This window comes from Hyalangium sp. (assembly GCF_045802625.1).
GTDB lineage: Bacteria > Myxococcota > Myxococcia > Myxococcales > Myxococcaceae > Hyalangium.
Window position 1 is genome coordinate 22131 of sequence record NZ_JBJMQP010000016.1, and the last position, 13777, is coordinate 35907.

The 13777-nt window shown below is 71.0% G+C and carries 9 protein-coding genes; 4 read left to right on the plus strand and 5 right to left on the minus strand.

The window, feature by feature from the left end:
- Nucleotides 1–163: 163 nt before the first annotated feature.
- Entirely contained in the window at nt 164–1201 is a 1038-nt protein-coding gene (locus ACJ8AT_RS03075; protein ID WP_407736023.1) for an agmatinase family protein, read from the plus strand.
- Here ACJ8AT_RS03075 and ACJ8AT_RS03080 read toward each other — a convergent pair whose 3' ends face one another.
- Nucleotides 1202–2224, minus strand: coding sequence for an ATP-binding protein (locus tag ACJ8AT_RS03080; RefSeq protein ID WP_407736024.1), 1023 nt, complete (start codon nt 2222–2224; stop codon nt 1202–1204). It lies immediately after the preceding gene.
- Nucleotides 2225–2407: 183 nt separating this feature from the next.
- Here ACJ8AT_RS03080 and ACJ8AT_RS03085 point away from each other — a divergent pair, with 183 nt between their 5' ends.
- Together ACJ8AT_RS03085 and ACJ8AT_RS03090 are read left to right on the plus strand one after the other, a co-directional pair.
- On the plus strand, nt 2408–3730 hold the full coding sequence (locus tag ACJ8AT_RS03085) for a trypsin-like peptidase domain-containing protein (RefSeq protein WP_407736025.1): 1323 nt from the start codon (nt 2408–2410) through the stop codon (nt 3728–3730).
- A gap of 12 nt (nt 3731–3742) precedes the next feature.
- Nucleotides 3743–5713 (plus strand): protein kinase domain-containing protein, encoded by a 1971-nt coding sequence (locus ACJ8AT_RS03090; RefSeq protein WP_407736026.1) that lies wholly within the window; start codon nt 3743–3745, stop codon nt 5711–5713.
- A 4-nt stretch (nt 5714–5717) separates the two neighbouring features.
- Here the strand turns inward: ACJ8AT_RS03090 and ACJ8AT_RS03095 are convergent, their stop codons facing one another.
- Both ACJ8AT_RS03095 and ACJ8AT_RS03100 read right to left on the minus strand, forming a co-directional pair.
- Entirely contained in the window at nt 5718–7451 is a 1734-nt protein-coding gene (locus ACJ8AT_RS03095) for a hypothetical protein (protein ID WP_407736027.1), read from the minus strand.
- Between the two features lie 62 nt (nt 7452–7513).
- Nucleotides 7514–7900 carry a VOC family protein gene (locus tag ACJ8AT_RS03100; RefSeq protein WP_407736028.1) on the minus strand — a complete coding sequence of 129 codons (387 nt, stop codon included), beginning with the start codon at nt 7898–7900 and terminating at the stop codon, nt 7514–7516.
- Nucleotides 7901–7928: 28 nt separating this feature from the next.
- Between ACJ8AT_RS03100 and ACJ8AT_RS03105 the strand changes: the two genes are divergently transcribed.
- Complete coding sequence (locus ACJ8AT_RS03105) at nt 7929–9443, plus strand: response regulator (protein WP_407736029.1); 1515 nt, start codon at nt 7929–7931, stop codon at nt 9441–9443.
- Between the two features lie 15 nt (nt 9444–9458).
- On the opposite strand, the gene ACJ8AT_RS03110 is transcribed toward ACJ8AT_RS03105, so the two are convergent.
- Both ACJ8AT_RS03110 and ACJ8AT_RS03115 read right to left on the minus strand, forming a co-directional pair.
- Nucleotides 9459–11333: a hypothetical protein gene (locus ACJ8AT_RS03110; protein ID WP_407736030.1), complete on the minus strand. Its 1875-nt coding sequence runs from the start codon at nt 11331–11333 to the stop codon at nt 9459–9461.
- Nucleotides 11290–13777, minus strand: a 2488-nt coding sequence (locus ACJ8AT_RS03115; protein WP_407736031.1) for a flagellar motor protein, incomplete at its 5' end; no start/stop codon positions are given. The genes ACJ8AT_RS03115 and ACJ8AT_RS03110, both read right to left, overlap by 44 nt.

Genomic DNA, 13777 nt, shown 5'->3' on the forward strand with positions numbered 1-13777 from the left:
GGCCAACACTCCATGTGGCTAGCCGGGGGCATGGATCCAGGTTGCGCGTGGCCATGTCGAGTTTCTCCTGCTTATAGGTCTAGCAGCCCCAAGGGCACCTTTCGCTCGATTATGCAGCGAAGGGGTTGCACGGCGAAGCAGGCTCCATATCCTGCGCCGCGCCATGGCTACCCACTTCGATCCCAGCGCCGCCGCGCCAGCGGACTCCGGCATCTTCGGCCTGCCCCACTCCCCCGACGAGGCCCACGTCGTCCTCGTCCCCGTCCCCTTCGAGGCCACCACCAGCTATGGCGGAGGCACCTCCGAGGGCCCCGGCGCCATCCTCCACGCCAGCCGCCAGGTGGACCTCTTCGACGTGGAGACCGGCCGTCCCTACGAGCGCGGCATCGCCCTGCTCCCCGAGTCCGAGGACCTGCGCGCCTGGAACACCCGCGCCAAGGAGCGCGCTCAGCTCGTCATCGAGGCCGGTGGCATCCACCCCGGCCAGCCCGAGCTCCAGGCCGCCGCCGCCGACGTCAACGCGCTCTGCGAGAAGATGAATGACGCCGTCTACCGCACCACGAAGCACTGGCTCAGCCAGGGCAAGCGCGTGGGCGTGGTGGGCGGAGACCACTCCATCTCCTTCGGCAGCATCCAGGCCCACGCCGAGAAGTATCCCGGCCTGGGCGTCCTCCACCTCGATGCGCACGCCGACCTGCGCAACGCCTACGAGGGCTTCACCTGGTCCCACGCCTCCATCATGTACAACGTGGTGCAGCGCCTGCCCGGCGTGAAGTCGCTCGTCCAGGTCGCCATCCGCGACATGAGCCAGGAGGAGCATCAGCTCATCGAAGGCTCCAACGGCCGCGTCCGCGCCTGGTTCGACTCCACCCTCCAGCAGAAGCAGTTCGATGGCGTGCCCTGGAACCGCACGGTGGACGAGATCGTCTCCCAGCTCCCTCAGCAGGTGTACCTGTCCTTCGACATCGACGGGCTGGATCCCACGCTCTGCCCCCACACGGGCACCCCCGTGCCCGGCGGACTGTCCTTCCCCCAGGCCAACGCGCTCATCGCTGGCGTCGTCCGCTCGGGGCGCACCATCGTCGGCTTCGATCTGACCGAGGTGGCCCCGGATCCCGAGGGCAGTGAGTGGGACGGCAACGTGGGCGCCCGGCTGCTCTACAAGATGATCGGCTGGATGCTGAAGTCTCAGCGCGCCTGATCAGCCTCGCGGCAGCAGCAGGCTGAAGGTAGAGCCCTTCTCCGGACGGGACTCGACGGACAGCGCGCCCCCATGCAGGCGCGCCAGCTCCGAGGCGATGTACAGCCCCAGCCTCGTGCCTCCGTCCTCCGAGCGCGCCTGGAACGGCGTGAAGAGCCGAGACAGCTCCTGCTCCGGGAAGCCGAGCCCCTCGTCCCGCACCCGCACCGTCACCAGCCCTTGGGAGGTGGTCAGCTCCACCCGCACCTCGCCTCGGCCCTTGCCGTGGTGCACGGCGTTGGCCAGCAGCGAGTCGAACACCTGGCGGATGCGCTCGGGATCGAAGTGCAGCCCCACCGGCTCCTCCGGCGCCGAGAGGTGAATCGCCACCTCGGGTGCCTGGGACTGCCAGCTCTCCACCACGCGTCGCAGGTGGGGCGTGAGATCCTCCGACACCGCGCGCAGCGTCACGCTCCCGGCGGCCAGCCGCGCGGCCTCCTGGAGGTTCCGGGTGACAGCCTCCATCGAGCGAAGCTGCGCGCCCAGGGTGTCCAGCGCCTGCCGATCCGCCGCCGGAGCCGCGTGCAGCCGCTGGAGCTGCTCGCGCGCCACCGCCAGCGGCCCCTGGAGCGTCTGCGCCACCCAGTGCCCCAGCGCCTCCACCGGCGGCGCATCTGGCGCTGGGCGAGCCACGGGCGTGTGCGCCAGGGACTGGCGAATCAGGGACTCGAAGTCGTTGATCTCGAAAGGCTTGTGCAGAAAGGCCGAGGCCTCCGGCACGCCATGCGGCAGCACCGCGCTCAGCAGGATGACGGGCACATCCTTGAGCACGTGATCGCTGCGCAGCTTGCGGCACAGCTCCAGCCCGCTCAGCCGCGGCATCATGTGGTCCGTCACCACCAGCTGAGGCTGACGGGCCCGCGCCAGCCCCAACGCCTCCTCTCCGTCCCGGGCCTGGAGCACGTCGTGCCCCATGTCCTCCACCACCTGGCTCAGGACCTCGAGCACCGCCGGTTCATCGTCCGCTACCAGGACGAGACTCATTCCACCGCTCCTCGACGCCAGCGGGCGGGACTCCCTCCCACCACTGGCCCGTCTCCTGATCTATTAAAGAGCCGCACACCGCATCCAGACGGGGCCGGGAATGCTGCGCGGTTCCCGACAGTCCTGCCGTCGCTCGCTCGACACCTGGGGTGTCATGGGAGGTATGGAATGAGGGTTACAGGTATGAAGTGGTGGTTTCTCACCGGATTGTTGCTGGCTTCCACGGTGCACGCGGACATGGCGCGCCGCCGGTCCGCCGTCGTGGAGGTGGTCCAGCGGGTCTCTCCCGCGGTCGTCTATATCGGCACCGAGCAGGAGGTGGAGTCTCGCTTCCGCGGCGGCGGCCGCTCCTTCCTGGAGGACTTCTTCGGCGGTGGGGGCGGCCAGATGGAGCGCCGCAAGGTGCAGGGGCTGGGCTCCGGGGTGATCATCGACGCATCCGGCATCATCGTCACCAATGATCACGTCATCCGCGGCGCCTCGGCCATTCACGTGGTGCTGGCGGATGGGCGCACGCTGGAGGCGGAGGTGCTCGGCAGCGACTCCACGAATGATCTGGCGGTGCTGCGGGTGAGCGCCAAGGAGCCGCTGCCCACGGCGAAGCTGGGGACGAGCTCGGATCTGATGATCGGCGAGACGGTGATCGCCATCGGCAGCCCGTTCGGCCTGTCCAAGACGGTGACGGCGGGCGTGGTGTCCGCCACGGGGCGCACGTTCCGCGCCGAGGACGGCACGGTCTACAACGACTTCGTCCAGACGGACGCGGCCATCAACCCGGGCAACTCGGGCGGCCCGCTGCTCAACGTGGACGGAGAGCTCATCGGCATCAACACGGCGATCTTCGCCAGCGCGCAGGGCATTGGCTTCGCGATCCCCGCGGACAAGGTGCGGCGGATCGTGGACGAGCTGACGCGGTTCGGGAAGGTGCGCCCCTCGTGGGTGGGCATCGACGCGGTGGATCTGCCGAGCCAGCTCGCGGCGCAGCTCGGGTGGGATCGCTCCTATGGCGCGCTGGTCGCCAGCGTCGAACCCGGCAGCCCGGCCGAGCAGGCGGGCGTTCGCCGAGGGGATGTGGTGGCGGAGATGGGGGGCTCGCGGATCAACGACGCGGAGGACTTCGACACCCGCGTGCGCGGCTACCCGGCCCGCTCCACCTTCCCGCTCGTGCTCTTCCATGACGGCGAGACACGCACACTCCAGGTGACGCCCGTGGAGTTCCCCCCTCGGCTCACGGAGACGCTGGCCTGGGAGCGGCTGGGACTCAAAGTGAAGGAGGCGCGGGGCGCCATGGCGATCTCCGGGGTGCGTCCGGGCTCGGTGGCGCAGGAGGCCGGCCTGGAGCCGGGGGATGTGATCCTGAGGGTAAACAATCAGCCAGTCGCCAACTCGGATGCCTTCCGGGAGGCCCTGCTGACGGCGCGACGTGGACGTAGCGTATTGTTGCTCGTCCGCCGGGGACGGTACGGCTACCACATCACCCTCCCGTTCCAGGGCCAACGCCTCTAGCATGATCGCCACATGAGCCAGGTCCGTTATCAGCCGCTCGGCCCTCTACTGTCGGGAGAGGGGTCACGCGCCTTCCTGGGGCTTGCCCTGGAGGAAGGCGCTCCGCCTCAACCCGTGGTGCTCATCTGGGCGCCGCAGGAGGTCGCGCAGGATGCGGACCTGATCGAGCGGCTCCGCCGCGAGACGAACCGCGCGGTGGTGTTCGATCACCCCAACATCCTGCGCGTCCACGGGCTGGTGACGCTGGAGCAGGGGCTGGCGCGCGTCACCGAGTACGCCGACGGCGAGACGGTGCGCCGGATCATGGAGGTGACGCCGAAGATTCCTCCCCCGCTCGCCGCGAAGATCGTGGCGGACGCGGCCATGGGCATCCACTACGCGCACATGGCCGGCAACGATGACGGCACGCCGCTGGTCCATGGAGACGTGCGGCCCGAGACGCTGATCATCTCCTTCACGGGCGTGTGCAAGGTGACGGGGTATGGCGCGCTGGGTGTGGCGCCTCGCGAGCGCGGGGGCCGCCGCGTGCGCAACCGGCGCAAGTACAGCGCGCCCGAGCAGCTGCTCGGAGGGCGCGACGCCGTCAACGTGCAGACGGATGTGTTCCTGCTGGGGCTCACGCTGTACGAGCTGCTCACGGGGAAGATCCCCTTCAAGGACGCGAAGGACGCGGACACGGCCACGCTCACCGAGGCCCTGCCCCCGCTGCCGCTGACGGTTCCGCGAACGCTCGACACGGTGGTGCACAAGGCCACCGCCAAGCGGGCCAATGAGCGCTACCCCACGGCGCTCGCCCTGCGCGAGGCCATCGTGGAGGCCATGGGCGATCTGCCTCCGCAGGACGTCCTCTCGACGTTCATGAACCGGCTCTTCCCGCCGAGCGACGAGGCTCGCTCGGCGCGGAGCAAGGTGCTGGACTTCGGGCTCGCGGAGGCCCTCAAGCACGCCGGTGTCGCGAAGCCCGCGACGGGCAGCGCGCCGACCGTGGCGCCCGCGGCCTCGGCTCCGGCACCTTCACGCATCTCCTCGCCTCCCGCCCCCTCCGCGGTGGCGCCCAAGGCTCCGGCTCCCACTCCGAGTCCGGCGGCCCGTCCCGCGGCTCCGGCTCCGACTCCGGCGGCCAGCCCCGCGGCTCCAGCTCCGACTCCGAGCCCGGCGGCGGTCAACCCCACGGCACAGGCCGGAGCGCCCGCGTCTGCTCCCACGCACCCAGCCGCCACGGCGCCAGCCCCGGTGCCTCCCACGGCCGCGCCGCCCCCGAGCCGCTCCCGCCTCCCACTGGTGATCGGCTCCCTGGCCCTGGTCGCCGTGGGAGCGGCCGTCGTGGTGTCGCGCGGGAAGCTGCCCGCGAACTTCCCCTACTTTGACGAACCGCAGGACGCGGGCACCTCGCTGCCCTCTGTCACTCCCCTGCCCCCGGCCAATCCACTGGACCTTGCCGATGCGGGGACGATGGCCGACGCGGGGACTCTCGCCGATGCCGGGCAGCCGGTGGCGGACGCTGGTGCCCCGGATGCGGGCATGGATGCGGGCATGGATGCGGGCACGGATGGCGGCGTGGACGCCGGCACCGAACTCGAGCTGATCGTGGACCCGCGCGTGGAGGCCCTGCTGGCCGATGGCGGGGTTCTCGGGCGCACCCCGGTGACGGTGCCGCTGTCCGCGGGCAGGTATGTGCTGTCCCTGAGCAACCCGCCGCTGGGCATCAACACGGCACGCTCGGTGACGGTGAACCCCACGGGCCGCACCACGGTCCGCGTCTACCTGAACAAGGGCTACGTCAACATCCGCGCCCCCCAGGGTGGCATCGTCCAGGTCGACGGGCACAACGTGGGCACGGCCCCCATCGAAGAGCTGGATCTCTACGAGGGCCTGCACCGGCTCGTCGTCACGGTGAACGGCGCGCGGTGGCAGAAGACCTTCACGCTCGAGGCCAACCAGCGCGTCACCTTCACGGTCGACTTCCAGGACCCGGAGGAGTAGCGGCTCAGGCGCTCTTGCGGCGCCGGATCATCGCCTCGTACGAGCGGCCCACGCTCTGGGCCAGGATGAGCAGCTCGCCCACGTCCGGCGTGGTGAGCTGCTCCGGGCCGTTGTCGAGGTACAGCAGGTGGACGACCTTGCCGCGCACGAGCAGCGGGAGGATCACCGCCGTCTTCGGGAAGGGCGGCTCGGGCCGCTTGTCCGCCCCGAGCAGGCGATAGAAGACGTTCATCGCCGTGTCCCGGCGCACCGGCCCGATGTAGTGCGAGCGCGTGTCCCGCACGAGCCGGAAGGTGTTCTGCTCCCGGAGCGCGACGCCGATGCGGCGGACCGCGGCGTCTCGGACGCCCCGCCCCATGCCGTGCCAACCCGTGACCAGGCTGCCCTGGACGGACAGCAGCAGGCATCGCCGCCACTTGCTCACCGCGTAGCGCAGCACCGTGGTGGCCACATCCTCGCGATCCAGGCTCTTGGCGAGCTGCGCCTGGGCATCCACGAAGGTGAGCGGCTTGATCGCGGGCTTGGCCGCCGTGGTGGCGGGACGCCGAGGCGCGGCCTTCCCAGGAGTGGTGGCGGCGGGCTTGGCGGCCGCGACCGGCGCCTGCGCGGGCGGAGCCACGGGCGGCAGTGCGGCCCGAGGTTGAGCCGGCCGAGGCCCGGCCTGAGCGTCCGAGGGGACAGGGATGAAGCCCGCCGCGGGACGGCGCGCGGGCGTCTCCGTGGGAGCGGGGATGAACGGAAGAGGCTCCGGTGGCCTGGCGGGCCCGGGGCTGGCTCGGGGCGGCACGGGGGCCGCCGACGGCATGGCGTAATCCGGAACCGGAGGCGCGCTCTCGGAGAGCGGGGCTCCCGCCGCGGGAGGAGCCTCGGCCGGCATCGGGAACATGGGGAGTGTCGGCCGCTCGACCGGCGCGGCGGGAGTCTCCGGCACCGTCCACATCGGCATCGTCGGACGCTCGACCGGCGCGGGAGGAGCCTCGGGCACCGTCCACATCGGCACCGTCGGACGCTCGGGCGGCTGGGGAGCCGTGGGCGGTGGCGCGTACACCTCAGGGCGTGGCGCCTCCTCCACCACCTCACCGGTGATGATCTCTTCCTCCTCGGCGGCGACCTCCTCGCCGGTGATGATCTCTTCTTCCTCGAGCAGCTCGTTGATGAGCTCGGACCGGGCGCCGCCGGTGAGCGCCTGGGCGTAGACGGACTCGAACTCCTCCTCGCTGATCAGCTCCGCCACCTTGGTGGGCTTGACCGGCCCGTCCGAAGCTCCCTGCGCGGGCCTCGGCGGCCGGACGGCGTTCATGTCGATGGCGCGCAGCGGCCGGAACGCCTTGCAGTACCGGCGCAGCAGCTGGTGCATCCGGAACTCGGGGATGATCACCGGCACCACGCGCTTGCCCGTCTTGAACGCCACCGCGTCCAGCGTCGAGAGATCCTTCGGGTTGATGACCGCCAGGCTCAACCGCGTCGCGTCCGCCCGCATCGGCAGGTAGTCCTTGTCGTCCGCGTCGTTGAGATCCACCAGCGCCAGCGCCTGCGCATCCGGCGTCATCTCCCCAGAGGCGTGCGCGCACCCGTGGAGCTGCCCGAGCATCCGCGCCAGATCCGGCTCCGAGAGCAGCCCGAGCTCCAGCAGGTTCGTCCCCAGGCGCCCGCCGTGGACGACCTGCGCCTCCAACGCCTCCTCGAGCGCCGGGGGCGTGATGAGCTTCTCTCGAATGAGCAGTTCCCCGAGGCGCATGTCGCCGCTTGATACCCAGGGGGATCGCCTTTCGCAAGGCGCCCCCGGTTGAATGCGGCAGGTCAGTCCTCTGGGTGATGGCTGAGCGCCACCCGGTTGCCCTCGGGATCCCGGACATAGATCGTCCAGCGCGTCTCGTGCTCCAGGTGGACCCCCACGCGCAGGAAGGCCTGCACCGCCGCGGACCGGCTGGCGCGAGGGATGCGGAACGCCAGCATCAGCAGCCCCGGGCGCTCGTGCCGGAAGGGGGCCTGCTCGGGCTCGCCCTCGACCGACTCGATGGCCAGGAAGGCCCCCCCGGGCACGCCTACCCAGATGCTCCTCAAGGAGCCATCCGGGCGGTGGTGCCGGGTCAGCTCCGGAAAGCCCAGCAGGTCCCGGTAGAAGGCGGTTACCCGCTCGACATCCCGCGCCTGGAGGGCGACATGATGGAAGCCCTGAACGTCCATGATGTGGATGCTATGGTGCCTGTGCCCCATGGCGCGACTGCTCATCGTCGAAGACAACCTCGAACTCGCCTCCCTGATGGTGGCAGCGGCCCAGAGCCGTGGCCACACAGCCCAGGCCGCTCACAGCGGCGAGGAGGCCCTGGCGCTGCTGCGCCCGAAAGCCTTCGACGCGGCCGTGGTGGACCTGCTCCTGCCCGACATGCGAGGCACCGAGCTGCTCACCGCGCTCATCCCTCACGGCATCCCCGCCATCGCCATCAGCGGGGTGTACAAGGGGGATCGCCTCGCCAAGGAGGCCACCTCCGTCTACGGCGCCCGGGACTTCTTCGCCAAGCCCTTCGAGCTGGATGCCCTCCTGAACGCGCTGGAGCAGAAGTGCGGCCTGCCCCAGCGCACCCTGCCTCCTCCACCGCCTCCCGAGGCGCACGAGGAGGAGTCCGTCCTCGAGCTGCTGGAGCTGGCGATCGATGACGAGGACAAGGGAGATGAGAGCGAGGAGGACGATGACGCGGAGGTGACCCAGCCCGCCGCCTTCGCGCTCCCACCGGAGGCGATCCCTCCCGAGGAGGAGACGGCGCCGATCATCCTCGGCACCGAAGAGGCGCTCATGGGCCTGGCCGATCTGGCCGAGGCCGCCTCGGGCATACCGTCCGAGCCCCAGGCTCCCACCGAGCCCCCGGTCCCTCCCGAGCCGGAGATCTTCCTGCCCTTCGGCGAGCGCGAGAAGGTGTGGGCCAAGGACAAGGGGGCCGCGCAGGAGCCCGCCTCCCTGCCCCGCGTGGGGCGCCGCGCCCTGCCCGAGTGGTCGCTCGAGGGAGAGATCAAGGAAGCCACCATCCCCCGGCTGCTCAACGCCTACTACGAGGCGCGCCACCACGGAGAGCTCAAGCTGCGGCAAGGCCAGGTCCTCAAGGTCGTCTACTTCGAGGCGGGCCAGCCGGTGTACGCCGCGTCCAACCTGGCCAACGAGCGCTTCGCCCGCTTCTGCGCGCGCCGGGGCCTGATCTCCGACAGCGATCAGCAGGCCGTCGCGGCGCTCTCCAAGGAAGGGGGCGTGCGCACCGGCGAGGCGATGATCCGCCTGGGCCTCATCACCGCGGACAAGCGCCGCGCGCTCATCGAGGAGCAGGTGAAGGAGATCCTCTGGTCCACCTTCGGCTGGACCACGGGGTTCTACGGCTTCAGCCCCATGCGGCTGCAGAGCGCGGGGCTGGTGAAGCTCGCGCTCTTCCCCGGGGATCTCATCCTCGAGGGCGTGCTCAAGCAGGAGACGCTGGTGGCGCTGCGGCAGAAGCTGCCTCGCACGCGCCGGCTCTTCCCCACGGCCGCGCCGCCCTACGGGCTGCACGAGCTCAAGCTGACGGGCCCCCAGGCCATGCTGCTGGCGTACGCGGATGGCTCGAAGACGGTGGAGGATCTGCTCACGCTCACGGATCTCTCGGAGCGCGAGACGCTGGCCACCCTGCGAGGGCTGGAGCTGATGGGCATCCTCCACGAGCGGCGCGAGGAGTCCAACAAGCGCCGCATCACCTTCGGGCTCTGACGCCGAGCCCGAGGCTCACCGCGCCCGGCGCCGGCGCAGCACCGCGGCCAGCCCCGCGAGCCCCAGCGCCGCGACCCCCGAGCCGCTCCCGTCACATCCGTACCCGGAAGGAGACTCCGGCGGCGGCTGCGAGACGGGGATGCCTCGAACGAAGGACTGGCCCTCGAAGCTCGAGGCCCCGAGCAGCCGCGGGCGCACCACATACGTGAGCCGGCCCGTGGCGCCGCCCTCCAGCGTCAGGCCTCGCACCGTGAGCGTCTCCCCGTCCAGCTCGGCCTCGACGGGGGCATCATTGAAGCGCGCGCTCCCGGGCACATAGTCCACGCCCGCCAGCCGCTCCACGTGGTCCACCTGGCCCACGCCGCACTCCGTGGTGTTGTGCAGGTCCACCGACACGCCGGTGAGATCGGTGTCGGCGCCCACGGCATTCTCCACGTGGCGATCGACCGTGACGAAGGGCTCCGCGGTGATGGGGACGGTCTGCTCCATCTGGCTCACCTTCCCCGTGTCGACGCTGACGCGCATCACCACGGACTGCCCGAGCAGAGCGCCAAAATCCGTCTCCCTCGTGGTGAGCTGGATCTGCTCTCCGGTGAAGGAGGACTGGGTCAGCTCGGGCCCGCTCACGTACTCCCAGGTGAGGGGCGACCCCGAGCACGGCCCCGCTGGCAGCCGCTGCTCCAGCGTGCCGCTGGCCGCCTGGCCACACGAGGCCACCAGATGAGCCGCCTCGCTCGGCCTCAGCGAGAGCTCGATCGGAGGCACGATGATGTCGGTCTGGAGCAGCGCGAGCTGGGAGACGTTTGCGCTGGAGTATCGCTCGCTCGGCTGGAGCGCCTCGGCGGTAAACCCGGGCCCCTCCACCAGCAGCGTCTCGAGGCGGAAGTGCTGCCCGCCGCACATGGGGGCAATGGAGAACTCCCAGGGGCTGGGGATCCGGAACTCTTTCTGTTGAACGAGCGTCCCGTCCGGGAGCCTCAGGCTCATGCGCGCCTTCACTCCGCCGCGCTGCTCGATGCAGTTGAGCCCCTCCACGCTGGCCGTCCCCGCGATGCGCTCGGGCGAGATGGCATCGGCGTCGAGCATCAGCACCCCGTTGGAGATCGGCACCCACTGAGGGTCCACGTTCACTTGCACGGTGGAAACAGGCCCCGCGACCCCGGAGCCATCTCGCGTGTAGTGATTCACCAAGAGCGTCACCTGACCGGCGGCGCACGCATCCGTCTCGATCTGGAGCTGGGGGGTGACGGCGCTCGGGCCGGTGACGAGCGTGCCCTCCGGGGTGCGCAGCCGGATGCCCGGGGGCAGGAGCTGGCCCTCCGGAAGCGCCCACTGGGTGTCGAGGCCCGGGAAGCCCGAGGTTGGCGAACACGGGTGGGTCTGATCGGGCGTCAACACCGCACCGGCCCCCGCGGCGAGGTTCACCTGCGGATCGATCGCGAAGGGAGCCAACGGCTGCCCCCAGGGCTTGAGCTGGACGGTGAAGTCCCTCGGCTCGGAGGCGACGCCCGACGAATCCAGCGCCTCGACGCGGTAGACATAGCTGGCGCCATCGCGCTGGCAGAGGAACTTGGGCGTGTCAAAGCTGGCGCTCGCCCCATTCGTCATGAGCTGAGGCGCCGAGGGAGTCAGGGCCGTCCAGCGGTAGTCCGTGATGGGGCACTGAGGGTTCGCCGGAGCCACCGCCTGGATGGAGGACTGCGGCCCCCCGGACTGCACGACGATGTTGGCGGAGGGAAGGATCCCCGGAGCGGCCGCCGGAGAGCAGACCTGACTTGCGCGCGCCGCTCCCGTGGCGACGAGCAACGCGCCGGCCACCAGGGCCAGCCGCAGCTGCCGGCCCCCGCTAATAGGCCACCTCCGCGCGTAGATAGAGCCGATCCGACTCATCCGTCGTCTCTCCCGACAGCCCCAAGCCGCTGAAACCCAACACCGTGTAGCCTGCGGCGAATCGCAGCCCTTCGTCCACCCGATACCCCACCTCGGCCCGGAACGAGCTCAGGGATTCACCCTCGCCCGCCGAGGTGCGTCGTGCAACCTCCACCGCTGTTTCCAGACCGCCGACCACCCGCACCGAAGGCCGCACCGTCCCCGTCCACTGCCAGCTCCCCGTGGAGCCCAGGCCCGAGTGCCCCGCGTGGACGCCTGCCGCCAGCGCGAACCGATCTCCCAGGCGGACCGCGGGCATCAGCGAGAGGACCTGGAGGACCCGCTCTCCGAACGCGCTGCGCGGGCCCGGCAGCAGCTCGCGGGTAACACTGTAGCGCGCCACGAGCAGGAACGGGCCGGGCCTCCAGGCCACGCCCGTCGAGCCTTCGAGCAACCGCTGCTCCAGCTGCTCGGCACCCACCATGCGAGCGAAGTTCACGCGGCCCGACAGGCGCAGGTCCTCTCGCAAGACCGCCTCGGCGGCCAGCGCCACCACCACCTGGAGCCGGTCCACGGGAGCCTGCGCGCCGCGATCCGGCACGCCGCGCTCGCGCCGCAACTCCGCGCGACCGTCCACCCGGAGGCGCTCCAGCACGAGCTGTCCGAACAGGCCTCCACTGTCGCGCGTCAGCGAGGACGGGAGATCCAGCAGGTTGCGCACCCCGCGCTCGTAGCGCCCACCCACCTGCAGCCCGCCGAAGACGGTCTGCTGGAAGCCCACCGCCCGCGCCAGGCGCACCGCGTTCGCGTCATGGGAGCTGACGTCTTCCACGAAGACGCTCGTGCCGTCGTCCAGCTCGGTCCGGGCGCCCATCACCGCGCGGCCCGCGCCGAAGTCCGGCCCATCCACGTCCACCGAATAGCCCCCGTAGTAGGTCTCGGGCCCTCGGCGCATGGCGGCGTTGCCCCAGATCTGCGGCCCGAGCTTCGGCCCCCATCCCCCCCGGACGCCCACGGTGGTGTCCTGCTCTAGCCGCACATCCACGCCCGCCGAGCTGAACGTGTCATCCACGCGCCCCGGGCCCTCGCCGCGAAGCAGGAGCGCCTGGCGATGGCTCGCCGTGAGCGTCACGCGATCGCTCACCCGCAGGCGGCCCTGGAGCCCCACCGAGGTCCGGCCTCCCTCCAGCGCAGGCCCTTCTCCCGCCACCTCGGGGGCGCGCAGCCAGCCATCCCTCAGCTCCAGGCGCACGCCCCACGAATCGCGCTCGTACCCCACGCCCAGGCCGAGCGTGCGCGCGGCGATGGAGCCGGAACCAAACGGCAAGCGGGGATCCGCCGAGCTTCGATCATCCCCGAGCAACGTGAGGCGGAAGTCTCCCACCGGCTGCGAGGCACGCAGGGAGAGCTGCCGGAAGAGCGCAGAGTCCGTGTGCTCGCTGTCGGAGAACCCTCGCTCGCGCCAGCGGAAGGCCGCGTCCACCGAGCCGCCTCCAAGCGGCCCCGGGCCATGCACTCGCAGGCCCAGCGCATCTCCGCCCGAGCCCGGCTCGGACTCAGGCCGCAGGTACGAGAGGCCTCCATCATCCGAGACCCCGAACACCTCCGGCGCGATGGCGAGCCCGCTGCTGCGCGCCACCTCGGCCTCCAGGGTGTAACCCGCCAGCGCCCCACGCGCCCGCCCAGAGAGGAGCTGATAGGGGGCTCCCGCGCGGCGCTCGCGCAGGCCGGAGAGCGCCACCCGCGTCCCGCCCCACTGCGCCCAGGCCTCGCCGCCGGCCGTGTCCTGGCTCCCAGCGAGCACGGTCGCCGCGTAGTCCACGACGAGGACTGGCTCGGGCGCCGCCGTCAGCGCGTCCGTGCTCAGCCAGGAGCTCCCCGCCAGGAACGACAGCGGACGCGCCAGGAGGATGCGCCCCGCGACGTAGTCGATCTCGTAGTCCCGGCCGCGCACCAGGTGCTGCTCGGAGAGGGGCAGCCCGGTGAGCCCGTCTCGCAGCTCCACGCGCAGCAGCTCCGAGCCCTCCGCGACGGCCGAGGCGCCCAGGAAGTAGAGGCTGCCTCCGGTGGCGCGCAGTTCCTCATGGGCCGGCCGCGTGGAGAGGCCTCGGACCGGATCCGAGAGGCCGCCCGCGAACGCGTTCACGCCCACGTGGACCGGTCCCGCCACCGTCTTCAGCTCGGCGAAGGGCCCGAAGAGCGGCAAGTGGTAGCGGCCAATCTCCCCCTCTCCCAGCAGGGCTCGATACGTCCCGATGCCGACGCGCCCGTAGTCATCGTGCCGGAGCTCCAGGCGCAGACGGCCCTCGGCCGCGTTGGAAGCCAGGGTGACGGAGTCATCTGCCCACTCGTTGATGGCCCGCTCCGGATCCAGGCTCCGCTCGAAGCGCTCGGGCAGGCGCGGACGGAGCCAGTCCGCCGCGTCCGCATGGTGCAAGGTCCGAAAATCCGTGTCGCGCAGATCC

What these genes read in the sequence shown, in the direction of transcription:
- ACJ8AT_RS03105 (WP_407736029.1), top strand. Translation starts at nt 7,929, where the DNA reads ATGGCGCGACTGCTCATCGTCGAAGACAACCTCGAACTCGCCTCCCTG.
- ACJ8AT_RS03085 (WP_407736025.1), top strand. Translation starts at nt 2,408, where the DNA reads ATGAAGTGGTGGTTTCTCACCGGATTGTTGCTGGCTTCCACGGTGCAC.
- ACJ8AT_RS03075 (WP_407736023.1), top strand. Translation starts at nt 164, where the DNA reads ATGGCTACCCACTTCGATCCCAGCGCCGCCGCGCCAGCGGACTCCGGC.
- ACJ8AT_RS03110 (WP_407736030.1), bottom strand. Translation starts at nt 11,333, where the DNA reads ATGAGTCGGATCGGCTCTATCTACGCGCGGAGGTGGCCTATTAGCGGG.
- ACJ8AT_RS03095 (WP_407736027.1), bottom strand. Translation starts at nt 7,451, where the DNA reads ATGCGCCTCGGGGAACTGCTCATTCGAGAGAAGCTCATCACGCCCCCG.
- ACJ8AT_RS03080 (WP_407736024.1), bottom strand. Translation starts at nt 2,224, where the DNA reads ATGAGTCTCGTCCTGGTAGCGGACGATGAACCGGCGGTGCTCGAGGTC.
- ACJ8AT_RS03090 (WP_407736026.1), top strand. Translation starts at nt 3,743, where the DNA reads ATGAGCCAGGTCCGTTATCAGCCGCTCGGCCCTCTACTGTCGGGAGAG.
- ACJ8AT_RS03100 (WP_407736028.1), bottom strand. Translation starts at nt 7,900, where the DNA reads ATGGACGTTCAGGGCTTCCATCATGTCGCCCTCCAGGCGCGGGATGTC.